Origin of the sequence: Paraburkholderia ginsengiterrae (assembly GCF_001645125.1) — a bacterium.
GTDB lineage: Bacteria > Pseudomonadota > Gammaproteobacteria > Burkholderiales > Burkholderiaceae > Paraburkholderia > Paraburkholderia ginsengiterrae.
Genome location: NZ_LXKA01000132.1, coordinates 105,847 through 131,242, shown reverse-complemented (window position 1 = coordinate 131,242; position 25,396 = coordinate 105,847). Strand labels below are relative to the sequence as shown.

At 62.1% G+C, this 25,396-nt stretch carries 22 protein-coding genes and 1 pseudogene; 18 read left to right on the top strand and 5 right to left on the bottom strand.

What is annotated here, in order from left to right; all coding sequences use genetic code 11:
- The first annotated feature begins 255 nt into the window (after positions 1 to 255).
- Entirely contained in the window at positions 256 to 1,113 is an 858-nt protein-coding gene (locus tag A6V37_RS11615; RefSeq protein WP_064267763.1) for a patatin-like phospholipase family protein, read from the top strand.
- Positions 1,114 to 1,278: 165 nt separating this feature from the next.
- On the opposite strand, the gene A6V37_RS11610 is transcribed toward A6V37_RS11615, so the two are convergent.
- Together A6V37_RS11610 and A6V37_RS11605 are read right to left on the bottom strand one after the other, a co-directional pair.
- Positions 1,279 to 1,629, bottom strand: coding sequence for a DoxX family protein (locus A6V37_RS11610; protein WP_242665793.1), 351 nt, complete (start codon positions 1,627 to 1,629; stop codon positions 1,279 to 1,281).
- Positions 1,626 to 2,549, bottom strand: coding sequence for an NAD-dependent epimerase/dehydratase family protein (locus tag A6V37_RS11605; protein WP_064267761.1), 924 nt, complete (start codon positions 2,547 to 2,549; stop codon positions 1,626 to 1,628). Before A6V37_RS11605 ends, A6V37_RS11610 begins: the two co-directional genes overlap by 4 nt.
- 136 nt (positions 2,550 to 2,685) lie before the next feature.
- On the opposite strand from A6V37_RS11605, the gene A6V37_RS11600 reads away from it, so the two are divergent.
- Positions 2,686 to 3,291 (top strand): TetR/AcrR family transcriptional regulator, encoded by a 606-nt coding sequence (locus A6V37_RS11600; protein ID WP_064267760.1) that lies wholly within the window; start codon positions 2,686 to 2,688, stop codon positions 3,289 to 3,291.
- A gap of 219 nt (positions 3,292 to 3,510) precedes the next feature.
- Here A6V37_RS11600 and A6V37_RS11595 read toward each other — a convergent pair whose 3' ends face one another.
- Both A6V37_RS11595 and A6V37_RS11590 read right to left on the bottom strand, forming a co-directional pair.
- The gene (locus A6V37_RS11595) at positions 3,511 to 3,741 is read right to left on the bottom strand and encodes a hypothetical protein (protein WP_064267759.1); all 231 of its coding nucleotides are present in this window, start codon (positions 3,739 to 3,741) and stop codon (positions 3,511 to 3,513) included.
- Between the two features lie 637 nt (positions 3,742 to 4,378).
- Positions 4,379 to 5,671: an NRAMP family divalent metal transporter gene (locus tag A6V37_RS11590; RefSeq protein WP_064267758.1), complete on the bottom strand. Its 1,293-nt coding sequence runs from the start codon at positions 5,669 to 5,671 to the stop codon at positions 4,379 to 4,381.
- A gap of 257 nt (positions 5,672 to 5,928) precedes the next feature.
- Here A6V37_RS11590 and A6V37_RS11580 point away from each other — a divergent pair, with 257 nt between their 5' ends.
- Positions 5,929 to 9,711, top strand: coding sequence for a chemotaxis protein CheB (locus tag A6V37_RS11580; protein WP_082902692.1), 3,783 nt, complete (start codon positions 5,929 to 5,931; stop codon positions 9,709 to 9,711).
- 174 nt (positions 9,712 to 9,885) lie between these two features.
- Positions 9,886 to 10,158, top strand: coding sequence for a hypothetical protein (locus A6V37_RS11575; protein WP_064267753.1), 273 nt, complete (start codon positions 9,886 to 9,888; stop codon positions 10,156 to 10,158).
- 210 nt (positions 10,159 to 10,368) lie between these two features.
- Here the strand turns inward: A6V37_RS11575 and A6V37_RS11570 are convergent.
- Positions 10,369 to 10,850, bottom strand: a pseudogene (locus A6V37_RS11570) (PRC-barrel domain-containing protein).
- Positions 10,851 to 11,228: 378 nt separating this feature from the next.
- Here A6V37_RS11570 and A6V37_RS11565 point away from each other — a divergent pair.
- The 14 genes from A6V37_RS11565 (at position 11,229) to hypE (ending at position 25,383) form a co-directional block, all read left to right on the top strand.
- On the top strand, positions 11,229 to 12,284 hold the full coding sequence (locus tag A6V37_RS11565; protein WP_064267751.1) for a HoxN/HupN/NixA family nickel/cobalt transporter: 1,056 nt from the start codon (positions 11,229 to 11,231) through the stop codon (positions 12,282 to 12,284).
- 365 nt (positions 12,285 to 12,649) lie between these two features.
- The gene (locus tag A6V37_RS11560; RefSeq protein ID WP_064267749.1) at positions 12,650 to 13,708 is read left to right on the top strand and encodes an NADH-quinone oxidoreductase subunit B family protein; all 1,059 of its coding nucleotides are present in this window, start codon (positions 12,650 to 12,652) and stop codon (positions 13,706 to 13,708) included.
- A gap of 48 nt (positions 13,709 to 13,756) precedes the next feature.
- On the top strand, positions 13,757 to 15,571 hold the full coding sequence (locus A6V37_RS11555; RefSeq protein ID WP_064267747.1) for a nickel-dependent hydrogenase large subunit: 1,815 nt from the start codon (positions 13,757 to 13,759) through the stop codon (positions 15,569 to 15,571).
- Positions 15,568 to 16,134 carry a NifU family protein gene (locus tag A6V37_RS11550; RefSeq protein ID WP_064267745.1) on the top strand — a complete coding sequence of 189 codons (567 nt, stop codon included), beginning with the start codon at positions 15,568 to 15,570 and terminating at the stop codon, positions 16,132 to 16,134. Before A6V37_RS11555 ends, A6V37_RS11550 begins: the two co-directional genes overlap by 4 nt.
- Positions 16,131 to 16,769 carry a DUF5947 family protein gene (locus A6V37_RS11545; RefSeq protein ID WP_064267743.1) on the top strand — a complete coding sequence of 213 codons (639 nt, stop codon included), beginning with the start codon at positions 16,131 to 16,133 and terminating at the stop codon, positions 16,767 to 16,769. The genes A6V37_RS11550 and A6V37_RS11545 overlap by 4 nt, the downstream gene beginning before the upstream one ends.
- Positions 16,762 to 17,409, top strand: coding sequence for a DUF6084 family protein (locus A6V37_RS11540; RefSeq protein WP_064267741.1), 648 nt, complete (start codon positions 16,762 to 16,764; stop codon positions 17,407 to 17,409). The genes A6V37_RS11545 and A6V37_RS11540 overlap by 8 nt, the downstream gene beginning before the upstream one ends.
- Positions 17,406 to 18,848, top strand: coding sequence for a hypothetical protein (locus A6V37_RS11535; RefSeq protein ID WP_064267739.1), 1,443 nt, complete (start codon positions 17,406 to 17,408; stop codon positions 18,846 to 18,848). The genes A6V37_RS11540 and A6V37_RS11535 overlap by 4 nt, the downstream gene beginning before the upstream one ends.
- Complete coding sequence (locus A6V37_RS11530) at positions 18,845 to 19,393, top strand: hydrogenase maturation protease (protein WP_064267737.1); 549 nt, start codon at positions 18,845 to 18,847, stop codon at positions 19,391 to 19,393. The genes A6V37_RS11535 and A6V37_RS11530 overlap by 4 nt, the downstream gene beginning before the upstream one ends.
- A 53-nt stretch (positions 19,394 to 19,446) precedes the next feature.
- Positions 19,447 to 19,548, top strand: coding sequence for a DUF6893 family small protein (locus tag A6V37_RS43125; RefSeq protein ID WP_423213115.1), 102 nt, complete (start codon positions 19,447 to 19,449; stop codon positions 19,546 to 19,548).
- A 25-nt stretch (positions 19,549 to 19,573) separates the two neighbouring features.
- Positions 19,574 to 21,970: a carbamoyltransferase HypF gene (gene hypF, locus A6V37_RS11525; protein WP_064285999.1), complete on the top strand. Its 2,397-nt coding sequence runs from the start codon at positions 19,574 to 19,576 to the stop codon at positions 21,968 to 21,970.
- A gap of 30 nt (positions 21,971 to 22,000) precedes the next feature.
- Complete coding sequence (locus A6V37_RS11520) at positions 22,001 to 22,276, top strand: HypC/HybG/HupF family hydrogenase formation chaperone (RefSeq protein ID WP_064267733.1); 276 nt, start codon at positions 22,001 to 22,003, stop codon at positions 22,274 to 22,276.
- A 28-nt stretch (positions 22,277 to 22,304) separates the two neighbouring features.
- Positions 22,305 to 23,003: a D-sedoheptulose-7-phosphate isomerase gene (locus A6V37_RS11515; protein ID WP_064267731.1), complete on the top strand. Its 699-nt coding sequence runs from the start codon at positions 22,305 to 22,307 to the stop codon at positions 23,001 to 23,003.
- Positions 23,000 to 24,304, top strand: coding sequence for a hydrogenase formation protein HypD (gene hypD, locus A6V37_RS11510; RefSeq protein ID WP_082902691.1), 1,305 nt, complete (start codon positions 23,000 to 23,002; stop codon positions 24,302 to 24,304). Before A6V37_RS11515 ends, hypD begins: the two co-directional genes overlap by 4 nt.
- Complete coding sequence (gene hypE, locus A6V37_RS11505) at positions 24,301 to 25,383, top strand: hydrogenase expression/formation protein HypE (protein ID WP_064267729.1); 1,083 nt, start codon at positions 24,301 to 24,303, stop codon at positions 25,381 to 25,383. The genes hypD and hypE overlap by 4 nt, the downstream gene beginning before the upstream one ends.
- Positions 25,384 to 25,396: the final 13 nt, after the last annotated feature.

Sequence of the window (25,396 nt, the reverse complement as noted above, 5' to 3'; positions counted from 1 at the left end):
ATTCCGCACAGGTAGCGTCGCTCTTCGCGCTAGGCGTGAGAGCCCGCAACACGTGCTGCCAGCCTGGCGTCGTAGCCCGAATGATGTGCACGTGATTCGTGTCCGGGAACATTTCGCTGTAGGCTTGGCGACTCATATCACGTTGTGTCGACTGCCTGTTTCAGACAATCTCGAACGACCCTCCGGGTCGACAGTACGCATTCGTTGAACTCAATAATCATCGACGTGACCGTAGCACTCCACAAAGGGAATGGCATGGCAACTGGACGTGAGCGAGCGTTGGTCCTCCATGGTGGTGGCTCAGCCGGCAATGCGTGGGAGATCGGCGTAATCGCCGGTCTTTTCGATGCGGGGCTGGATGTGACAGAGGCCGATCTGATCATCGGGACGTCGGCTGGATCGACGGCGGCGGCCCAGATCACCAGCGCGAGCGCGACCGAACTGCTTGCCGCCATCCTTTCCGCCGCACCCCAGCAACGGACTGGTCCAGACGGCCCCGAGGGTGGACGCGTTCCCATGGGGCCGGCGACGAACCACATGGAGATCACGAGCCGAATCATCGCCGCGGCTGCGGATGCGGCCGATATGCGCCGCAGAATGGGGGCGGCGGCGCTCGAGATGGACGCGGCGTCGGACGGCTCCGGGCAAGCGCGGTGGCGCGCTGTCGTCGCCGCCCGCTTGCCCAGTCAGCGCTGGCCGGAACGGCCGTTGTTCATCACGGCGGTCGATGCCCATACCGGTGAACCGGTCGTGTTCGACCGCCACAGCGGAGTCGACCTAGTGGACGCCGTCGCCGCCAGCACTTCCAACGGCTTCGGTGTCCCTCCCTACAGCATCGGCGAGAAGCGATACATCGACGGCGGCTACCGACGCAACGAGAATGCCGATCTGGCGGCTGGATATGCACGGGTGCTGGTGCTGTCACCGTTCGGTGGCAGATCGCGGCATCCGTTGGAATGGGGCATGCAGCTTGCCGCACAGGTCGACGAACTCCGCGCAGGTGGCAGCGAAGTCGAGACGATCTTCCCGGACAGCGACTCGCTCAACGCGTTCGGCGCCAACATGATGGATCTGTCGACGCGTCCGCCTGCCGCTCAAGCCGGTTACAACTAGGGCAAAGCCCTTGCCGGGCGGCTTATCGAGTTCTGGCGCTGATGCCAGGCATCAGCTAGCGACCCACAAGCGACGGTCGTCGCTCCCAACAACGGACCTTCGCCAAGGGCAATATGGGTTCCAGGCATAGCGTCCCAGGCCCACTCGCCTGGTGGCGAGGAAGCCTCAACCGCGGACCGCCGCAGTAACCACAATGAGAGCCGAGAAGATCAGCGCCGGGGCGATATGCCCGAACGGCTCCCGATTCCGTACCAACGTAAAGAGCGCGCCGATCATGATCGCACCGGCCAGCGTCAGACCTAAGACTCTGGTTTGTTGTCCAAGAAGAAGTGCCGCACTGAGCAGCTCGAGTGCGCCACAGAGCAATTGAAACCATGCCGGATAACCCCAGCGCGCGAAGTCGCGCTTCACCGCACTGGGTCTTGCGAGATTGACCACCCCAGCAACCGCGAACAGAACCGCTGCGATCATCGTGAGGATCGATTCGAAAGACGCACTGTTCCACGCCATCATCATGCTCCGTTGATCTGCTGAAAGTGTTTTTGTGCAGAGAGGTCCGCAATCAGGCCGGGGCCGTGAGGTTCCCACGCAAGAACTTGCCGGGCAAGCTGGCCGCTTACCGTCTGGTCGAGCGCCAGTGCGTCGGCAAATGGCCCAAGCGATTTGCGAGCGTCGTCGAGCGGCCAGAATTCGACGCGGTCGGCGCCGATCGAGGTGCGAATCGCTTCACCCATTTCGGCAACTGCAACGGCATCTTCCGCGATCACGTTGAACGTCTTTCCGGTGACTCGAACGTCCCCGCTTGCCAACCGCTCCACCGCGCTCAGATAGGCCGTGGCGAGATCATCGACGTGCACGGCAGGCCAGTGATTGCGACCATCGCCGACGACTCTCACACTGCCGGTCTGACGGGCCATGCCGGCAAGCATGCCGAAAACGCCGCCGCCGTAGCCGTGCACCATCGCCGGCCTGAGGATCACTGCAGCAATCGAGCGGCGTGCTGCTAGCGCCTGCACGTGTTGCTCCACCGCGGGCCGCCAGGCGACGAGCGGTGTCGGGTTCAGCGCCGATGCTTCTGTTGCGGGCTTCCCCTCCGTATTGCCGTAGACCCATGTGCCCGACGTATAGACGAACGCCGCGCCCGGATGCAAATGAGCAAGCATCGCCTCGACCGCGGCCTCGTCAGCACCGGGGGCGGAAGCATCGTTGGTCGACGCCATGTGCATCACGCCATTAGCGGCACCGGCAGCCGCAGCAAATGACTGCGGCTCACGCAAGTCGCCGCCATGCAGTTTCACGCCGAGACGTGCTAGTGCGCTCACGGCCGCCGACGTGTCTTCGCGCACCAGCGCCGTCACCTGATGGCCAAGGCTGATTGCCTTGCGCGCGACCGCTTGCCCGATATAGCCGGTACCACCTGTAATGAACAGTTCCATCGTGTTTCCCTCAATCTCAATGATTGCCCGCGAAGTTGACGGGGTGCGAAAACGAGACTGATCGGTCTCGTTTCGATGAATGTAAACGAGACTGGTCAGTCTTGTCAACTGCTTGGCGATCTGTTATTTATCGGGCATGAACACGTCTTCTCTCCCCGACCTGAGCCCGCTACAACGCCGTAAGCGGTCCGCCATCCTCGACGGTGCAAAAACCGTTTTTCTAAGCCAGGGTTTCGGCCTGGCAACAATGGACGACGTCGCCACGGCCGCCGGCGTCGGCAAACAGACGGTCTACCGCCACTTCAAGTCGAAGGAGGCGCTCTTCGTTGGTCTGGTGAGTTCGATGTGCGCTCAGGTGGGTGAATTTCTTGCCAGCGCTCAGGACGAGCAATCCGATGGATCACCCGAAGTCCAGTTGCGCGAGTTGGGATGGGCGTTGGCACACATCCTTACCACGCCGGATAATCTGCGGCTTTACCGGGCCATCGTTGCTGAGGCCGAGCGTCTTCCGGAGCTCGGCCAGGTGTTTTACGAAAATGGTGCAAAGGTCGTGCGTGCCTTCGCCGCAACATTTCTGCGAAAGCGATTTGACGAATCGACTGCTGCATTGCGGGCAGCGACATTCATTAATTTGGTGCTAGGCGACGCGTACCTGGAACTGTCAATTGGCTACACGGTGCCCAATGTTGAGGCGCGCTTTGCGCTGCAGATCGACGAGGCGGTGGCGGCTGCAACTCGATAAGGAGTACAGCATAAGATGCAGAGCCACTGAATTCAGCATGCGTTTTCACCCAGCCCCGGCCGCACTGAGACGAAGTGGCTCCATGCTCATGGAAGCGAGGGAGTTTATGGTGGTCGCCCGGTGGCGGTATTCAGCACGCCACGGAAACGGCGGTGTGGATTTGGGGCCAAGGTGACAATTTCCATCCGCGGCACTCTGTGCCACTTAGTATGGAGGACTTCACGAATTATCGAGTGGTTGTGGACCAGCTGTCTGCTGATTAGAACGTCTCGTGACGTTGACTGTCACGATTTCGTATCCGGGGTCGGCGTGCTCGTTCGCCACTTTATTCGCTTCTTCATACGAGAGAAAGGACGTCGCTTCCTTAATCTCCGGTGCCAAGCCGATATCGCCGTCCTCTGCGGTGCAGAGGAACTTCTCGCCGGTCTTCACGACGTAGACGGTTGTCATGTCTCCCTCCAAGGATTGCAGGGGAACTTCCAGTCTAGCAGGCCGGAAGGGTTGCACACGATTCGCTGTGCTGTTTCCGTAACACCCTCGCGGGAGGCGTTCTGCCCTCCGATTTTCTGCGGGTCATTCCATGATTCTGTTCGCAATGCAACCGGCCATTCCCGAGTAACGATGCGCGGCTCGTCCAGGAAGTGCTCCACATAGCCCTCGTCAACGTCCTTCTGCGGGTCGCCCGTCAGTGCTTTGTGGGCAGCCGGGTACGAAGCTCCACCTCGATCATCGCGTGAATGGACGACGCTTTAGAGGTTTGCATGACCACGTCTCTTTCGCGTCGAGCTCCCCATCATCGGTTGATTCAACGCAGAACCGACTGCCGGAACAACTGGTCAGCATCGAGCCAATCGTTCGGACGGCTGCGTCTTCCTGTCTGCTCCTTCGAACGCATTGCCGGGAACGCGTGATGCTGGTTCTCCAGTGCGGGATCTACTAAACCCTTCACGGGAGGACACACAATGCCTTACTTACTTGGTTGGCTACTTGGCGTACCACTGGTCGTTCTGGTCATTCTGTACCTCATTTTCCATTGATCAGCGATAGTACGGCTGCGCAACGTCGCGGCCGGCTTCGCGGTCGGCCGTTAAACCGTCAGAAGTACCAACATTGCCGCTACCGCTACACCCATCACACCGGTCGCAAGCCAGCCCACAATCCGGACACTACCTGCGATGGTGAATTCCCCCATAACGCCGGGATGCGCCGCCATCTTCATCACGAGTACCATGATCGGGACCGACGTCACGCCGTTGATGACGGCACTCCAGAACAGCGCCTTGATCGGGTCGATAGACGTGAAGCCGAGCGCAAGGCCTACGACGGTCGCCAGCACGATGATCCCGTAGAACCGCTTCGCGAGACGCGGTTCCAGTTCCAGACTGTTTTTCCATCTGAAGGCCCCGGCTATCGCATAGGCGGCCGAGCCGGCGAGAACTGGCAACGCAAGCAATCCCGTGCCGATGATGCCGAGGCTGAAAAGCAGGAATGCAAACTGTCCAGCGATCGGTTTGAGTGCCGTCGCGGCCTGTGCGGAGGTCTGAATATCGGTCACGTTGTGGGCGTGGAGGGTCGCGGCCGTCGTAAGTATGATGAAGAACGCAATCAGGTTCGAGAAGCCCATGCCGATCCAGGTATCGGAACCAATGCGTCTCAGGTTCCTCAGGGCCAGCCAGGGCGCCTTCTTCAGCGCGTGTTGCCCGGCGGCTGCTTCCAGGTCCTCTACCTCCTGGGAGGCCTGCCAGAAAAACAGATACGGGCTGATGGTTGTGCCGAACACCGCGACGATGGTTGTCAGATAGGCGCTACTCCATATCGGGTGGGGAATCGCGGTTCGAGCCGCCACAGTCATCCACGGAATCTTTACGGCAAACACGACGCCTACGTACGCAAACAGCGCGAGCGTGAGCCATTTGAGCACCTTTACGTAGCTTTTGTAGGGGACGAAAACCTGCAGGACAAGTGAAAACAGGGCGAGCCCGACCGTGTAAACGCGGGTGGGTCCGCCCACGACCAGATTGACGGCTGCGCCCATAGCGGTCAGGTCGGCGGCAATGTTGATCGTATTGGCGACAAGCAGAAGCACCACTGCGCCGTAGAGAAGCGAGACCGGGTAGTGGTGGCGAATATTTGTTGCCAGCCCATGGCCGCTGACCCGCCCGATACGCGCACTGATGATCTGGATGGCGACCATCAGCGGATACGTGAGCGGGATCGTCCACAGGATGTTATAGCCGAATGCCGCGCCAGCCTGCGAGTAGGTGGCAATGCCGCTCGGGTCGTCGTCGGCTGCACCGGTAATTACCCCTGGGCCGAGCTTCTCATGCCACGGGCTGGTCGGACGCTCCTGCGTTGATGAGGAGGTGACGTTGGATCGCATGCGAACTCCGTTACCCGGGCCGGGCGGCAATGTACATCAATCGGTGTACCATCCGCACCGTCGCTGGTGCCGGCTGATCGTCGCGACATTGACCCGCGGTTACGGCGTCCCTGTTGCCAATGGTAGTGCGCAACGCGCGTGCCCGACCCGGCGATTGATGAGTGCGGGGCCGGTTGTTCCTTCATGGCCAGACGGGCCTAAAATGTGGAGGGACGTGTCAAAATGCGCGTTTGCTTCTGAGCCGAGACCAGCTCCTGATGAAAACTGAAATGGCGGGAGAAGAGCCAGCTCTTCCAGCTTTTCCGATTGTAGGTATCGGCGCGTCTGCGGGTGGCCTTGAGGCAATTTTTGAGCTCATCGCAGCCGTCGCTCCCGCGAGCGGACTGGCGCTCCTCATCGTGCAGCACCTCGACCCGTCCCGACCGAGCATGCTGCCAGAAATCCTGGCCACGCGGACCCTCATGCCTGTTCTGGAAGGGGCCGAGGGGATGGTCATTGAGGCTGGCCACATCTATGTCATTCCGCCCAATACCCGGATGCTGGTTGACGGACTGCGCATCCGACTGCGCCCACGCACCGGAGTCCTCGGGCCGCCCATGCCGATCGATGATCTGCTGCAGTCGCTAGCTATTCACCAGGGCGCCAACGCGATCGGGGTCATTCTGTCGGGCAGTGGTTCCGATGGGGCACTTGGCCTGCAGGCGATCCAGGACGCAGGGGGCATCACGTTTGCACAGGACGAGGCGTCGGCCCGTTTTGGCAGCATGCCTCACGCGGCCATCAGCATCGGATGCGTTGACCGTGTGCTGTCACCGCGACAGATCGCCGAAGAAATCGCGCAAATCGCGACCCTGCCTCAGCCGCCACTCGATGAGACCATGGCGACTCAGGGCGAGCGGGGCCTGCGACCGGTATTCAGGCTGTTGCAAAAGGTCTGCAATATCGACTTTGCCCACTACAAGCGCGGAACGATCGAACGCAGGCTGTCCAGACGGATGGCGTTGCGTCAGCTCTCGTCGGTCGCGGACTATATTGCAGTCCTGGAATCCGATCAGGCTGAAGTCGTCGCGCTGGGACGGGATCTGCTGATCCGCGTTACCGAGTTTTTCCGCGACCCCGAGACCTTCGACGCGCTTCGCCAGACGGTCTTTCCGCGCCTGCTTGCCGATCGTGATATCGGTGTGCCGATCCGCATCTGGGTTCCCGGTTGCGCGACTGGCGAGGAGGTTTACTCGATCGCCATCTGCCTGATGGAGTATCTGGGCGAACGCGCAGCGGACACGTCGATCCAGATCTTTGGCACCGACGTGAGCGTCGATGCGCTGGACACGGCCCGTGCCGGACGCTATATCGAGAACATCGCGCGCAACGTTTCGTCCGAACGGCTGGAGCACTTCTTTACCCGGGACGGTGAGTACTATCGCGTCGGCAAGCGGATCCGCGATATCTGTACCTTCGCCCGCCACAACGTTGCCACCGATCCGCCGTTTTCGCGTATGGATCTCGTCAGTTGCCGCAATCTGCTGATTTACCTGGATCCGGTCCTGCAGCGCAGCGTCATGCCGCTTTTTCATTACGCGCTGAATCCCGACGGCGTGCTGATGCTCGGACCTTCGGAGACCGTCGGCGCCTTTTCCGAACTGTTCGGGGTGATTGAAAACCGGCGGACAAAGCTCTATAGCAAGAAACCCCGTCCCGGGCGATCGGGGAGCCGCCCCCTTGGCCTGACGTCCGCGCCCTCCCTGCCGGTTCGATCCCCTGGTTCATCGGAAAACCATGGCGAGCCGCCCAACGCCGAACGTCTGCGACGGGAGGCGGAACTCAAGGCGCTCGCGCGATATTCGCCGCCCTATGTGTTGTGCGACGACGAACTGAACATCATCGAGTTCCGCGGCGACACTGGCGCGTATCTGGTCAACCCGGACGGGCCGCCGAGCACCAACCTGCAGCGACTGGCGCGGCCGGAAGTTTATCTGGCAGTCAGTGATGCGGTCAGGCAGGCCCGCCGGGATGGCATTGCCGTGCGCCGGGAGGGCCTGCGTGTCGACACGGTTGAGGGGACCAGGGAGGCGGGTCTTGAGGTCCATCCGGTACACGTTGCCGGCATCGACGGCCGCTGGTTCATGGTGTTCTTTGAAGATCCGGCGCAACGTTCAGCCAGGCGCCAGACCGGCAATGGCGCGATCGGAACTCTCCTGCTCCGAACCATAGAGCGCAGCCGTGAGTGGCGCAGTTCGCAGGCCAATCGCGACAGTGCAGCCGAAATTGCCCGTCTGAACACCGAACTGGATGCCACGCGTGCGCAGCTTCGAGCGACGATCGAGGAGCATGCGAGCGCGCGTGAAGAGCTTAAGTCGAACGAGGAAGAGCTGCTTTCGAGCAACGAGGAATTCCAGAGTACCAACGAGGAACTCGAAACCGCGAAGGAGGAACTCCAGTCGATCAACGAAGAGCTCTCCACCACGAACGACGAGTTGCGCTATCGTGTCCGCGAATTGAAGGAGCTGCACGACGAGGTCGCGCAGGCGCGCGATTACGCCGAGGCTATCGTCGAGACAATCTCGGAGCCGCTCCTGGTGCTGGAGCCGGATCTGCGCATTACTCGCGCCAACCACGCCTTTTATGAGGTATTCGCGACCACTCCCGAGGCAACGCTCGGCATCCGGCTGTATGACGTTGGCAATCAGCAGTGGAACATTCCGGCACTGCGCGAGTTACTGGACGAGATCCTTCCCGAGAAGACCATCGTCCGGGACTACCAGATCACCCATGAATTCCCGGTTATCGGGTTGCGCACGATGCGGCTGAACGCGGCGCGCGTAGCATGGCCCAGTAAAGCGCTGATCCTGCTCACTATCGAGGATATGACGCGACAGCACGAGGCGGTCGAGCGCCTGCACGCGGCCGATCATCAGAAAGACGAGTTTCTCGCGATGCTGGCGCACGAGCTGCGCAATCCGCTGGCGGCGATCCGCAACGGCTTGCAGATCTGGCAGCGCGACGACGCGGACGCGGACTCGGTCAGGAACGCACAGGCCGCGGTTCAGCGACAGCTCGACCATGAGATTGGCCTGGTCGATGACCTGCTCGATGTCTCCCGTATCACGCGCGGCATCATCACGCTCAAGCCGAAACGCGTCGATCTAGTCACCGCGGTCCGCCATGCAGCCGAAACATTGCGCGAAGAGATTCGCATGCGGCGGCACGAGGTGACGCTCAATTTGCCCGAGCAAAGCGTGACGATGGATGGGGACGCAATGCGGCTTGAACAGGTCGTCACCAACCTGCTGGGTAACGCGGTGAAGTACACGCCAGACGGCGGCCACATACGGGTTTCACTTGAACGAAGCGGGGACGCCGCTGTACTGACTGTCACCGATGACGGTATCGGCATGACGGCGGACCTGCTGCCGGAGATCTTCAATGTGTTTGTACAGGCGGACCGGTCGCTCGATCGCAAGTCGGCGGGGCTTGGACTGGGTCTGGCGCTGGTGCGACGTCTGGTCGAACTCCATCATGGATCCGTGCGCGCCTTCAGCGGCGGCCTGGATCGCGGCAGCACGTTTGTCGTCGAGCTTCCGGTGCTGCCGCTGGGCACCGCACCGGAGCCTGCGGCTCGATCCGATGCACCTGCCGCGACCCGGGCTGGTCACTACCGGATTCTCGTCGTTGACGACAACGTCGACGCGGCCGAGAGCAGCGCCGCACTGTTGCGGCTCGACGGCCACGACGTGCAGGTTGCCAGCGATGGGGAGTCTGCATTACGGGGCGCCGAGGCTTTCCGCCCGGACGTGGTGCTGCTCGATATCGGCCTGCCGGGAATGAACGGCTATGAGGTCGCGCGCCGGTTGCGGGCAATGCAAGATCTTACCGGTGCATTGCTGATCGCGATCAGCGGATATTCAGGTGAGGAGCACCTGCAGCGTTGCCTCGAGGCCGGTTTCGATTGTCATCTGGTCAAACCTGCCGATCTTGGCCAGTTGGATGCGCTGATCGCGTCGCATCGCAGCAGGCGGACGGATGCAAACAACGCCTTGTAGATAGACAGACATCTCCCCGCGAGGCATAGCCCTTGCTGCGTAATTGGAGAACAGCGTCAACAGTAACGCCCGAGTAGTGGTGACCACTTCGTTCGGCAACACCGACGATAGAAGCCGAGGTCGTGCGCGCGTGATGCCGGCGCGGGTTCGCTTGACCGGCCAGGGAGGAGAGTGATGAAACAGCAATCCAGACAAAGCGCGGGCAAACAGGCGCTGATCGTGGCAGCGATAGTGTTATTGAGCGCGACTACGGGCTGCAAACGCTCCGCTAACGACAGCGGGGATACGTCCACCGCCGCCAGTTCCGTAATGGCCAGCAGCGGAGTGATGAATGGCAACGCGGCAACCGGCAGCACTGCGGATACGAGCTATGGCGCGGCGGCGGCCGCCGCCAGCATGGCAAGTATGTCTGGTGCGACCGCAGCGGCCTCCGGTGCTAGCCAATAAATCAGCTCGGCGATCCAGGTGATCGCGCGCGCATTTGCATTTCGCGTCGCGCGACACCGCCGAGCATCGGCAATCCACAGCACGATCTTATCCGGGCGGACACAAGAGACAACTGCGCCTCGTCGGCACTTGAACACGCACCTACGTTACCGCAGTGGGTCGCGGCGACGTAGGTCTGCAGCAACGGACTGGCCGTCCGCGTGGCATTGCTTACTTGTCGAGGTTCTCAGTGCTCGCTCGGCCCGGGTCGCTTTCCACCACGCCACGGGTCGCTGACCAGTACGGCTGCCGGTTGTAATAGCTATACGTCGACTCGCCCCACTTCGCGTCGGCCATCATCGGCCAGTGGTCCTTGTCAAATCCCGGGTCGTCCTTGAGGCGCTGTGCCGTGATGTCGACGACGAAGCACTTCTCGTCCGTATCGAGGGTCAGCGCACTCCACGGGATAGCATGAAGGTTAGAACCCATTCCGAGAAAACCTCCCGCTGAAAGTACTGCGTAGGCAATGCGTCCATTCCCGACGTCGAGCATGATGTCTGAGATCTTCCCCACGTGTTCGCCGTCAGAGGACATGACCTTGTCCCCATCGAGCGTTGCGCGGCCATGATGTCAGGCCCCGGTCCTTCACCCATACCACTGCCGACGATGCCGGCTCCGCGGCGGATGCCACCTTGCGGGTTGATTGAGCCCATGATTCACCTCCTTTAAAAAAGGTACTCCGCTGGCGCGCAAGCGGTGTTCCCGAGCCAGACGCGGGGGACGCGCGGCCGTTGTGGCTCACCTCACGCCGCGCGCTGATGAGACGCTATCGCAACAGCCGTCTGACGACAGTCGCGGCAGTAGCGGGTGCCGTCGCCGTGCTGATTCTGAACCTGATCCTGCTGCTACAGATCACGGGTGTTTCTAGTTAACCCGCTCGACGAGGCGCGCGAAGTTCTGCTGGCGCCGCCTCGCCGCCAATGCGCCGGAAACGCTTTAACGTGACAGCGCCGTGGAAAGTACTATGATCCGAAACAGGCGTCGGGCGCTCTTCGCGCGACACGCCTGCCTTGGCATCCGGGTAGAAGCACATGGCTGAGCTTATGAAGGCACTCCTCGGGACTCAACGCGGCCACCAACGCACTGAAGTCGCGTGGGTCTACGCGTTACTACTTACATTCAATATCGCTGCGTGGGCGGCAGCCTTCGTGGCGTTTCGCAACTACCCGCTGCTGATGGGTTCGTGCCTGCTTGCGTACTCGTTTGGCCTGAGACATGCAGTGGACGCGGACCACATCGCGGCCATCGACAACGTCACGCGCAAGATGATGCAGTCCGGCCAGCGTCCGGTGACAGTAGGGCTGATGTTCTCGCTCGGGCATTCCACTATCGTGGTACTGGCGACGCTCGGCATTGCCGCAACAGCCATGGCCCTGCAAAGCCGGATGGAGAGTATGAAAGAAGTCGGCGGAGTGATCGGCACGCTGGTATCGACCTTCTTCCTGTTTGCCATTGCGCTCCTGAACCTGATCGTGCTGCGCTCGGTGCTGTGCGCATTTCAGCGCGTGCGCCGGGGCGAAGCTTATGTCGATGAAGATCTCGACATGCTGCTCGCCAATCGCGGTTTTCTCGCGCGGATTTTCCGGCCGCTGTTTCGCCTCATCACTCGAAGCTGGCACATGTACCCGTTAGGCTTCCTTTTCGGGCTGGGTTTCGATACCGCAACGGAAGTCGGGCTGCTCGGCATATCCGCCGCCGGTGCCGCGCAAGGCATGTCGATCTGGTCGATTCTGGTGTTTCCGGTGCTGTTCACGGCCGGCATGACCCTGATCGACACCACCGACGGCATCCTGATGTTGGGCGCCTATGGCTGGGCCTTCGTGAGGCCGGTCCGCAAGCTCTATTACAACATCACGATCACCACGATCTCGGCACTGGTGGCGGTGATTGTCGGCGGTATTGAAGGCCTCGGCCTGCTTGGCGACCAACTGCATCTAAGCGGCGCATTCTGGCAGGCAATGGGAAAGCTGAACGACAATTTCGGCATGCTCGGCTACGTAATCATCGGCGTGTTTCTGGCGGGCTGGCTATTGTCGGTTGCGTTCTACAAATGGATGAGATTCGAGGAACTCGAGATTCGCTCGTGATCGTCGTAACAATTCAATGATTGCGATTTATGGCGCTTACGGGGGCAAGGGCGTAAACCCTTAAGAGCCATCTCGTCTGAGAATTACAAAAGGCATGCTTGCCGGATCGTTACGCCGGCAATGTTTAGTGAGTTATTTACCGAAATTGGGTTATTTCGCATCGCTGAACTATACTCGAAGACGTTTCTCGGGCTCATCACGGTGAGCACCCATACCCAGTAATACATGCAGCAAATCCGATCCAATTGACCGCATCATGCGGAGTTTTTGCCGATCGATTGCTGGACACGTGACTGCCGTGCGGCACTCGCCACGTATCTTTGCCTGGACTGAAAAGAACGTGGTTCGCAGTGGAGACACACATCATGGCAGAAGCAGATAACGTCCCCTATGGGCGCAAGACTCAGCACGCGCCGGCTCTCAAGGAAGTGCACATCATCTGGATTACCGCGGGCCTCGGCTGCGACGGTGATTCGGTATCGATTACCGCGGCGGCTCAGCCCAGCATCGAGGACGTTATTCTCGGTGCGATTCCCGGTCTGCCGAAAGTGCACTTGCATAACCCCGTACTAGCGTATGAAAACGGCGACGAGTTTCTCAAGCCGTTTCATCAGGCCGCGCGTGGCGAGCTCGAGAACTTCGTGCTGGTCATGGAAGGCTCTATTCCAAACGAGCGTATTAATCGCGAGGGATATTGGGCCGCGTTGGGCACCGACCCCGATACGCACGAACCGATCACGATTCCGCAATGGCTCGACCGTCTTGCGCCACGCGCACTGGCGGTGGTGGGCGCGGGCACCTGCGCGACTTATGGTGGTATCCATGCAATGGAAGGCAATCCGACCGGCTGCATGGGCCTCGCCGATTATCTCGGCTGGGACTGGAAGTCGAAAGCGGGACTGCCGATCGTCAATGTGCCTGGCTGTCCGGTGCAGCCGGATAACTTCATGGAGACGTTGCTCTACTTGCTCTATCAGTTGGCGGGTCTTGCGCCGATGATTCCGCTGGACGACGCGTTGCGGCCGAGGTGGCTGTTTACGCGCACGGTCCACGACGGTTGCGACCGCGCGGGCTCCTACGAACAGGCGATCTTCGCCACTGAATACGGCAGCCCGAACTGCATCGTCAAGCTGGGTTGCTGGGGGCCGGTCGTGCAGTGCAATGTGCCCAAGCGCGGCTGGATGGCGGGCATTGGCGGCTGTCCGAATGTGGGCGGCATCTGCATCGGCTGCACGATGCCGGGCTTTCCGGACAAGTTCATGCCGTTCATGGATCAGCCACCGGGATCGGTGCTGTCGTCGAATCTCATCAAGAGCTATGGGCCGCTGATTCGCAGCTTGCGAAAGCTGACCAAAAACACGCTCAACGACGAGCCGAAATGGCGTCACAACCGTTCGGAACTCACCACCGGTTACCGTCGCTGATCTGGCGGCGTAGTGAGTGGAATTCGACTTGTCAGCAGGGAGAAGGTCATGGCCGTTAGTACCGCACCTGAAGCGACTGCAAGCACCCAGGCAACGCCGGGCAAGCTGATCGAAATGAATTGGGATCCGATTACGCGGATCGTCGGCAGTCTGGGCATTTACACCAAGATTGATTTTGCGAACCGCCGCGTGGCGGAGTGCTATAGCACATCGTCGATCTTTCGTGGCTACAGCATTTTCATGAAGGGCAAGGATCCACGCGACGCGCACTTCATCACAAGCCGCATCTGCGGCATCTGCGGCGACAATCACGCGACCTGTTCCGTCTACGCGCAGAACATGGCGTACGGCGTGAAACCGCCGGCGATTGCCGAGTGGATCGTCAATTTGGGCGAAGCGGCCGAGTATATGTTCGACCACAACATCTTCCAGGACAACCTGGTGGGCGTGGATTTCTGCGAGCAGATGGTCAAGGAGACCAACCCTGGCGTATGGGCCAAGGCACAGAAAGCACCCGCACCGCACGCGGACAAGCACGGGTATAAAACGATCGCCGACATCATGACGGCGCTCAATCCGTTTACCGGCGAGTTCTATCGCGAGACCTTGATGGTCAGCCGCTACACGCGCGAAATGTTCTGTCTGATGGAAGGGCGCCACGTGCATCCATCGACGCTTTATCCCGGCGGCGTGGGCACCGTGCCGACTATCCAGTTGTTCACGGATTACATCACGCGTCTGATGAAGTACGTCGAGTTCATGAAGAAGGTCGTGCCGCTGCATGACGATCTGTTCGACTTCTTCTACGAAGCATTGCCCGGTTATGAAGAGGTCGGCCGGCGCCGCGTTCTGCTGGGCTGTTGGGGTTCGTTCCAGGACCCGAACGTGTGCGACTACAGCTACAACTCCATGACGCAATGGGGCCGTGGCATGTTCGTCACGCCGGGCGTGGTGGTCGACGGCGAACTGGTGACGACCGATCTGGTCGACATCAACCTGAACATTCGCATTCTGCTGGGCAGCTCCTATTACGACGACTGGGATCATGAAGAGACTTTCGTCAAGAACGATCCGCTCGGCAATCCCGTCGACCGCAAGCATCCGTGGAATCAGACCACGCTGCCGCATCCGCAAAAGCGCAAATTCGACGGTAACTACACGTGGGTAATGTCGCCGCGCTGGCTCGACAAGCGCACGGGCGACCACCTTGCTCTCGACACGGGCGGCGGCCCGATTGCACGGCTGTGGGCGACTGCGCTGGCAGGTCTCGTCGATATCGGCTACATCAAGGCGACCGGTCACAGTGTGAAGATCTATTTGCCGAAGACCGCGCTGAAGCCCGAAGTCGAATTCGAATGGAAGATTCCGAAATGGAGCAATGCGATTGAACGCGATCGCGCCCGCACCTATTTTCAGGCCTATTCGGCGGCGGCTGCCCTGTACTTCGCGGAACAGGCGCTGGCTGAATTGCATGCGGGCCGCACCCACACGTTCAGCGCATTCACGGTGCCGGAAGAGGCGATCGGTTGCGGCTTCCATGAAGCGGTGCGCGGCGTGCTCTCGCATCATCTGGTGATTCGTGAGGGCAAGATCGCCAACTATCACCCGTATCCGCCAACCCCGTGGAATGCCAATCCACGCGATATTTACGGCACGCCTGGACCGTATGAAGACGCGGTACAGAACACACCGATCTTCGAAGAGAACGGCCCGGACAAATTCAAGGGCATCGACATCATGCGCGCGGTGCGCAGTTTCGATCCGTGTCTGCCGTGCGGTGTGCATATGTACGTCGGCAATGGCAAGACGATCGATACATCGCACTCGCCGACCTTCGGCGTGATGCAGGGAGCGCACACGTGAGCAACGAGAGTGCGGTCGCCGCCCAGCAACACCGCATCGAGGAACTGATTGCCGCGCTGGAAGCGCTCGACGACCCGCGCGCGCGTGAGCCTGCCAAAGAACTACTTCAGGTCGTGCTCGATCTGCATACGAACGGACTCGCGCGTCTGATGGAAATCGTTTCGGCGGCGGGCGTGCTGGACGACGCCATGGTCGAGGCATTCGAGCGCGACGCCGGAGTATCGGCGTTGCTGCTTCTGCATGGTCTGCATCCACGCGATCTGTCGGCACGCGTGTCGCGCGCGGTCGAGAAAATGCGGCCGCTGCTCGGTGCGCAGGGCATTCAGATCGAACTGCTGGATGCGGCGCAAGACGCTGTGCGCGTGCAAGTGACCGGCCGCTTGCAGGGCAAGCACAACTCGGTCGGCGAATTGCAGCGGGAAATAGAGCGCGCGATTTTCGACGCGGCGCCCGAAGCGATGCGCGTCGAGATCGCTGGCCTGCCGGAAGTCAACGTGCATGAACTGCGCTTTGTGCCGAACCACACCGAGGTGACGAGCCGGACCGAGGCCGGCGCGCGATGACTGCCGCCGCCACCACGACACGCGGTTGGGTCGCGCGCGTGCGCCATTTCGTCCGCAAAGCCGACGATGTGCAATGCGAGTTGTGCGGCGCGCCGCTTCTATCCGATCATCCGCATCTGTTCGAAACCACCAAACGCCGGTTGTACTGCTGTTGCCGCGCCTGCGCGCTGCTCTTCGGCAATCAGCAGAATGCGCGTTACCGTCCTGTGCCGCGCGACGCGCATTATCTCGACGGCTTCCGCATGAGCGACGCGCAGTGGGACGCGTTGGCGATTCCCATCGATATCGCTTTCTTCTTTCACGACAGTCAGGCACAGCGCGTCGTCGCGCTCTATCCCGGGCCGGCCGGCGGCACCCAATCGCTACTGGAATTGTCCGCGTGGGACGAACTGGTTGCCGACAATCCGTTGCTCGCGCAACTGGAGCCCGACGTCGAAGCGCTGCTGGTCAACCGCAGCGAAGGCGTGCGCGATTACTACCGCGTGCCGATCGACCAATGCTACGCGCTGACCGGCGTGATCCGCGCGCGTTGGCGCGGCCTCTCGGGCGGCAGGGAGGCGTGGGACGCGATTCATCGTTTCTTTGCCGCGCTCAAGACCGACGGCCGTGTGCCGGAGGGCCTCCTCCGTGCCTGACCTCGCGTTCACTGTCGAGTCGGCCGAAGTCGTCCCATTCGCGACGGCGCCGCTCCTGACGTTCAGGCTGCGGGTCGTGAGCACGCCGCCGCAGGAAGACATCGCCAGCATTACCTTGCAATGCCAGATCCAGATCGAGGCAACCAGGCGCCGCTACACGCCCGTCGAGCAGTACGGGCTCAAGGACCTATTCGGCGTGCCGCCGCGTTGGGGCGAGACGCTGCGCACGCTGCTTTGGACGCATACGACGGTGATAGCACCGCCCTTCACCGGCGAGTGCACGCTCGATTTGCCGGTGCCATGCAGCTACGACTTCAACGTCGCCGCAACGAAATATTTTCATGGTCTGGAAAACGGCGAAATTCCGCTGATGCTGCAATTCAGCGGCACCGTGTTCTATCGCGAAGACAATGGCGCCCTGCAAGCCGCACCGATTCCGTGGCACAAGGAAGCGGCGTTCCGTCTGCCGGTCTCGCTATGGCGCGACATGATGAGCCGCTACTACCCGAACGGCGCCTGGCTGTGCCTGCACCGGGATGTGTTCGATCGCCTTTCGCGCTACAAGAGCCGGCGTGGTCTCACGAGTTGGGAGCAGGCCGTAGCGGGCCTGCTCGACGGTCTCGAGGAGGACATATCGTGAACGCGGTCGAGAGCGTGGTGCAGGCGGTGCTGTACGAAGGCTACATGCTGTATCCGTACCGGCCGACCTCGGTGAAGAACCGGCAACGCTGGACGTTCGGCGGCGTGTATCCCCGTGCCTACGCCGAGGCGTCCGGCAGCGATCCATGGGTGACGCAGACCGAGTGCCTGCTGCGCGGCGATGAGCGCACCCGGGTCGCGGTGCGGCCCGGCTTTCTGCAAGTGATCGAGAGGGTGGTGCTGGATGTGGATGACGCGCCGAACGCGCGGCCGGCGCAGGACCGGCCGGCCTGGCGCATGGTGCAGCGGCTCGATATCGACGAACGGCGCTACTCCCCCTGGCAGGAAGCGGCCGAGCGGCATATTGCCGTGCCGGCTCTCATGCTTGGGGAACTGCTGCACGAAGGGCGCGAGATCCCGTTTTTATTCGAAGCGGCCTGCGATCTCGAACCGCTTGCCGACCGGCACGGCACGCTGCGCGGGGCGCTGCGCCGCACGCGCGCATCGCTGGAAGGCCGCGTCGAAGTGAGTGCGGCGAGCGTGGCGGCCGACGCTTTTCGTTTGAGAGTGCGCATCATCAACGAGACGCCCCTTGCGGATGCCGGCACGTTGAAACGTGACGCGGCGTCGCTGTACGCACTGGTGTCGTGTCATACGGTGCTGACTATCATGGGCGGCGAATGGGTCTCGTCAATCGATCCGCCCACCGAGCTTGCCGCGGCGGCCGCCGCATGCCGCAATATCGGCGTGTGGCCGGTGCTGGTCGGCAATGAACAACAGCCCGACACGATGCTCGCATCGCCGATCATTCTCTACGATTTCCCGCAGATTGCGCCCGAAAGCACCGGCGATCTGTTCGACGCCACCGAGATCGACGAGATCCTCACGCTGCGCATTCTCACGATGACGGACGACGAAAAGCGCGAAATGATCGCCACTGACGAGCGCGCGCGTGAATTGCTCGCACGCACCGAGAGTCTTGGCGCCGAGCAGATGCAAAAGCTGCACGGCACCTTGCGACAACTGCGTACGATCGATGCGGCGAGCGTGGGTGCGGTCACTCCGCCGGAAGAACCTCACGTGCCGGTCTCGCCGTGGGCCGAGCTGGATGCGCGGCCGCATCTCGCTTGCGTGCGCGTGGCGGGCGTCGAGATCAGGGTGAGCGACCAGGTCCGGTTGCGTCCACACGGCCGTGCAGACATCTTCGATATTGCATTGAGCGGCATGGTGGCGACGATCGAATCGATCGAACGCGATTTCGACGGTCACGTGCACGTTGCCGTGACGATCGACGACGACCCCGGTAAAGATTTCGGCATGCAGCGCATGCCGGGTCATCGCTTCTTTTTCGCCCCGGACGAAATCGAGCCGCTCGTGGGGCGATCCGGCCGTGATGGGAACGGAAGCGGGAATGAACGCGGAAACGGGAGCCACGCATGAGCGCCATTCTGGTCGCCGGCATCGGCAACGTGTTTTTCGGCGACGACGGCTTCGGCGTCGAAGTGGCGCGCCGTCTTCAGGAAAAGCTTGCGGCGGGTGAACTGCCGGCGTTCGGTGCTGGTGTGAGCGTCGCCGACTTCGGCATTCGCGGCATCGACCTTTGCTATGCGCTGCTGGACGGCGTGGACAGTGCGATTTTGATCGACGCCACCCAGCGCGGTGGCGTGCCGGGCACGCTGTATGTGATTGAACCATCGCATGAGGAGGCGAGCGCTGAGGACAGCGATCCCTATGCGGTGCCGATGCTGATGTCGCCGCACGAAATGGATCCGGCCAAGGTGCTGCAATCGGTGAGGATGCTCGGCGGTGGCTGCGAGGACATCGTCGTGCTCGGCTGCGAGCCGAATGACTTCGGTTTCGAGCAGGGTGAAGAAGGACGGATGGGTTTGAGCACGGCGGTGGCGGCAGCGGTCGGGCAGGCGGTAGAACTGGTCGTGAAGCTGGTGACGGCAAGGATGGAACGGCTGTCCGCGCGCGCGGCTTGAGCGGCGGTCGGGCAGCGATACGGCGTGAAATATCCCTGAGGTGGGAGGGCGTGATGAAAGGATTCTTGAAGTACCTCGTATTACCGGCGCTGGTGGCCGGTCTGCTGGCGAATATGAAAGACATCAAGCGTTATTTGCGGATCCGCAACATGTAAGCGGCATCGGTCCGTGGAGTGGGCGATGAGCACTCAAGCGCAACCTTCTGGACACCGTCCGACCGTCACGCAGCCGGTCGGCGAGGAAATCCGTGTGCGCGGATTGGTGCAAGGCGTCGGCTTCAGACCGACGGTATGGCGGCTTGCGCATGCTTGCGGCGTTGTCGGCGACGTGCGCAACGATAGCGACGGCGTGCTGATTCATGCGTGGGGCGATGCATGGACGATCGAGCGATTTATCAGGAGCCTGAGCGCAGAATGCCCGCCGCTTGCGCGGATCGACGCGATCGAGCGGCATGAATTGACTGAGACGGCGGACGTCAGTGATTTCCGTATCGTCGCGAGCGTAGCCGGCCATGTGCAGACCGCCGTCACACCCGACGCGGTGATCTGCGCCGCATGCGCCGCGGAGATCGCCGACCCTGCGAACCGACGTTATCGCTATCCGTTTACGAATTGCACGCATTGCGGACCGCGTCTGTCGATCGTCGAGGCGATTCCCTACGATCGCGCCAACACGACGATGGCCGCCTTCGCGATGTGCGACGCCTGCCGCGCTGAGTACGACGATCCGGGTGACCGTCGTTTTCATGCGCAGCCGGTTGCCTGTCCGGTATGCGGGCCGCGCGTCTGGCTGGAAAGCAGGGACGGCGAGCGCGCCGATGCCGACGATCCCTGTCGCGCGGCTAGTCTGCTGTTGCGGCACGGCTCGATCGTCGCGATCACGGGGCTGGGTGGTTTCCAGCTCGCCTGCGACGCCTGCGATGAAACGGCGGTTGCGCGTTTGCGCCGGCTCAAACGGCGCGAGCGCAAGCCGTTCGCGCTGATGGCGCGCGATCTGCAAGCGGTGCGCCGCTACGGCACGGCCGGCGAGACGGAGTGCGCGTTGCTGCATAGCGCGGGCGGTCCCATCGTGATTCTGCGTGCGGACGGCGCCGAGCGTGTTGCGGCGAGCGTCGCGCCCGGTGTCGGCACGCTCGGTTTCATGCTGCCGTCCACGCCGTTGCATCGGTTGCTGATGGAGTCGATCGATACCGCCCTCGTGATGACGAGCGGCAACACCAGCGAAGAGCCGCCGTGCATCGACAACGCGGATGCGCGCGCGCGCCTCGGCCGCATCGCCGATGTTTTCCTGATGCACGATCGCGACATCGCGCGCCGCGTCGACGATTCGGTGACGCGCGTGGTGCTGGGCGAAACGCGCATGCTGCGGCGCGCGCGGGGCTACGCGCCGGCGCCGCTGCTGTTGCCCGACGGTTTCGCCGCTACGCCTGCGGTGCTGGCGATGGGCGGCGAGCTCAAGAACACCTTTTGTCTGACGCGCAACGCCCAGGCGATCGTTTCGCACCATATCGGCGATCTGGAAGACGCGCTGACTTACGCGGACTATCGCCGCTCCGTTATGCAATACCTGCGGCTCTTCGAACACGAACCGCATGCCATTGCGGTCGACTTTCATCCCGAGTATCTGTCGCGCAAAATCGGCTGCAACCTCGCGCAAGCGTGGCAAATACCGGTTGTCGAGGTGCAGCATCATCACGCGCATCTTGCCGCGTGCATGGCCGAAAACGGAGTCGCGCTCGATGCGCCGCCCATGCTCGGTGTTGCGCTCGACGGTCTTGGTCTGGGCGACGACGGCACGCTATGGGGCGGCGAATTCATGCTGGCGGACTACCGCGGCTTCACTCGGCTAGGTCTGTTCAAACCGGTGGCCATGCCCGGCGGAACGCGCGCCATCGACGAGCCATGGCGCAATGCTTACGCGCATCTGCACGCGGCATTCGATTGGGCCGGCTTTACGCGGCAATACGCCGGGCTCGACATCGAGCGGTTTCTGAGCAGTCGTCCGCGCGCCGTCCTCGATACGATGATTGCGCAGCGCGTCAACAGCCCGCTCGCGAGTTCCGCGGGCCGTTTGTTCGATGCGGTGGCCGCGACCCTCGGCGTGTGTCGCGAGCGCGTGCTTTACGAAGGACAGGCGGCCGTTGAACTGGAGGCGCTGGTCGATATGGGCGCGCTGCGCGACGAGCGCGACGCTTGCGCCTATCAGTTCGAAATCACCAGCACCGTACCGCACGGTTTGCGTTGCATCGAACCGTGGCCGATGTGGGAAGCCTTGCTCGACGACCTGCGCAGCGGCACGCCCGTGCCGGTCATCGCCGCGCGTTTTCATAAGGGGCTGGCGATCGCGATCGTGCGGATGGTCGAGGGCCTGGCCGACTTGTTGGCAGAACCGGTCGACGCCCGCAGTGTCGCGCTGTCGGGCGGCGTTTTCCAGAATCGCGTCCTGTTCGAACAGGTGGCCGGGCGATTGGGCGTGGCGGGTTTTCGCGTGCTGACGCATCGGCAGGTGCCCGCCAACGACGGCGGCCTGGCGCTCGGACAGGCGGTAGTGGCAGGAGCACAGCGGCGTCTGGCGTAGCCGTGCAGAAGCAGGTTAGCGGAGAGCGACATGTGTTTGGGCATCCCGGGGCAGATTGTTGAAGTGACCGATGCGGCGAACGACCTTGCGCTCGTCAATGTGGGCGGCGTGCGGCGCGTGATCAATATCGCCTTTGTCATCGACGAAGCGCGACCGGCAAGCGCCTGCGTCGGCGACTGGGTGTTGGTGCACGTCGGCTTCGCGATGAGCCGGCTCGACGAGCAGGAAGCGGCGCGCACGCTTGCTTTGCTGCACGAACTGGGCGTCGCGCAGGCCGAATTCGACGAGCTGCGCGGCGCGGCCTGAGCGCGACCGGAAGCAACGGAGACCCAGCATGCCCGAACATGAAACTTTGCAGACGCTTTATCCCTTCCTGCACGGCACCCGTCAGGATGCGGACAAGCTCGACGCGGCGCTGCTCGAGTCGGTGCGTCAGAAAGCGTGGGACAGCGTCGATACCAAACGGCGCTTTTTCGATGAAAACGGCCCGGCAGTGGTTCAGGTCGCCCATGCGATTGCCGAGATGTACCGGCGTGACGGCCGGCTCTTCGCGATGGGTAACGGTGGTTCGAGCTGCGATGCCGCCCATATTGCCGTCGAATTCCTGCATCCGATTACCACGGGCCGTCCGGCGCTGACCGCGATCAATCTGGTGGCGGACACGGCCATGATGACGGCGGTTGGTAACGACGTTGGCTTTAGCCATATTTTCGTGCGGCAACTGGTTGCGCAGGCCCGGCGCGGCGACGCGCTGATCGGCGTGTCGACCAGCGGCAATTCGGAGAACCTGCTCGCCGCATTTGCGAAAGCGAAAGAGATGGGGCTCCTGACCATCGGCCTGTCGGGGCACGACGGCGGACGGATGGCCACGAGTGCCGCCGTCGATCATTGCCTCGTGGTGCCAAGCGACAGCATTCATCGCGTGCAGGAGACCCACGTCGCGATTTATCACATTCTGTGGGACCTGGTGCATACGCTGCTCGCCGACGATCGCGGCGGCATGGCCGGCGTGGCGGAGGGAGGCGTGCGATGAAATACGTCGACGAGTTTCGCGATCCGCTCAAGGCGCGCGCGCTGGAGAAGGAAATCCGCGCGCTGCTGCCGCGCATCGAGCGTGCGAAGCAGCGGCCGCTGCAGATCATGGAAGTGTGCGGAGGTCATACCCATACCATTTTCCGCTACGGCATCCAGCAGTTGCTGCCCGATGCGGTGGAGTTCGTTCACGGCCCAGGTTGCCCGGTGTGCGTGCTGCCTATGGGCCGCGTCGACGATTGCGTCGCGCTGGCCGAGCGTCCGGAAGTGATTTTCACGACCTTTGGCGATGCGATGCGCGTGCCCGGCTCGAAGAAGAGTTTGCTGAAAGCGAAAGCTGATGGCGCCGACGTACGGATGGTTTACTCCCCGCTCGACGCGCTGAAGATCGCGCGGCTCAATCCCGACCGGGAAGTGATCTTCTTCGGCCTCGGCTTCGAAACGACCATGCCGAGCACCGCGATGACGGTCTTGCAAGCGCATGCGCAAAAGGTCAAGAATTTTTCGCTGTTCTGCAATCACATCACGATCATCCCGACCATCAAGGCGATTCTCGATTCGCCGGATCTGCATCTCGACGGCTTCCTCGGCCCGGGACACGTCAGCATGGTGATCGGCACGCGGCCCTATGAATTCATTGCGCGGCACTACGGCAAGCCGATTACGGTGGCGGGCTTCGAACCGCTCGACGTGCTGCAATCGATGTGGATGGTGCTGCGGCAGATCGCCGATGGCCGCTGCGAGGTCGAGAACCAGTACGGCCGGGTCGTGCCGGAGGACGGCAATGCGCAGGCCTTGTCGGCGCTTGCGCGGGTGTTCGAACCGCGCGAGTTCTTCGAATGGCGCGGACTCGGCTCAATCGATCATTCCGGCGTCAGGGTGCGTGAGGCGTTTGCAGGATTCGACGCGGAGCGCAAGTTCGCCGTGCCGAACCTGAAAATCGCCGACCCGAAGGCATGCCAATGCGGCGAGGTGCTGAAGGGCGTGATCAAGCCGCATCAATGCAAGGTATTCGGCACCGCCTGCACACCGGAGTCGCCACTAGGGTCGCTGATGGTGTCGAGCGAAGGCGCGTGCGCGGCGTACTACAACTACGGGCGCATCGATACGTCGCGGCTCGAACAGCGGCGCGGCGCACGGCAAGCGGTGCATTCAGGTGATACGGGCGATGCGGGCGCGTCTGGTGGTCTGGGAGCAAGCGGCGTTGCCGGCGAGACTCTGCTTTCACCGGCATTCACGGGCAGCGCCACCTCCGATACCGTTTCCAGGCCCGTCACGCCCGCCACGCGAGTTCCGTCATGAACGACCGTGCGTCCGCTCCAATTGATCCCGGGCCACCGCGCCGCGTCGCCAGTGTTCGCGACGTATCGGTCAATTTGGCGCATGGAAGCGGCGGCCGCGCGATGCGCGACCTGATCGAGGATGTGTTCGTCTCGACCTTCGACAATCCCACCTTGTCGGCGCTCGAAGACCAGGCCGTGTTCGCACTCGCCGGTCTCGCCACGCACGGCGACCGGCTCGCCTTTACGACCGATAGCTACGTGGTCGATCCGCTGTTCTTTCCCGGCGGCGACATCGGCACATTGGCCGTGTCCGGCACGGTTAACGATCTGGCGGTGTGCGGCGCGACGCCCCTGTATCTGTCGTGCGCGGTAGTGATCGAGGAGGGGCTCGCCGTCGACATCTTGCGGCGCGTCGCGGCCAGCATGCAGCGTGTCGCGCTTGAAGCGGGCGTCGCTATCGTGACGGGCGATACCAAGGTGGTCGAACGCGGTTGTGCGGACAAGCTCTTTATCAACACCGCGGGCATTGGCGTGGTACGCGGGGATGTGTCGATTTCGGCGCGCAACGCGCGTCCTGGCGACGTCGTGATCGTCAATGGCTATCTCGGCGACCACGGCGCGGCGATTCTGGTGGCGCGTCAGCAACTGGCGCTGGAAGCCGATGTGCAAAGCGATTGCTGTCCGCTCAACGGGCTGATTGCGGTAATGCTCGATATATGTCCGCAGATTCACTGCTTGCGCGACGCGACACGCGGTGGAGCGGCGACCGTGCTCAACGAGTTTGCGCAGAGTTCGAACGTGACGATACGGATTCGCGAAACCGATGTTCCGGTGCGCGAACCGGTGCAGGGCGCTTGCGAAATCCTCGGTCTCGATCCGCTGTATCTGGCCAACGAAGGAAAACTCGTAGCGGTCGTTCCAGCCGACGCGGCCGAACGGGTGCTTGCGGCCATGCGAGCGCATCCGGCAGGGCGTGAGGCGGCGGCGATCGGCGAGGTCGAGGCGGGCGAGGGTGGTCTCGTCGTCATGCAGACGACGTTCGGCGGACAGCGCATCGTCGATATGCTGGTGGGCGAGCAGTTGCCGCGCATCTGCTAACGCGCTGTCGAGG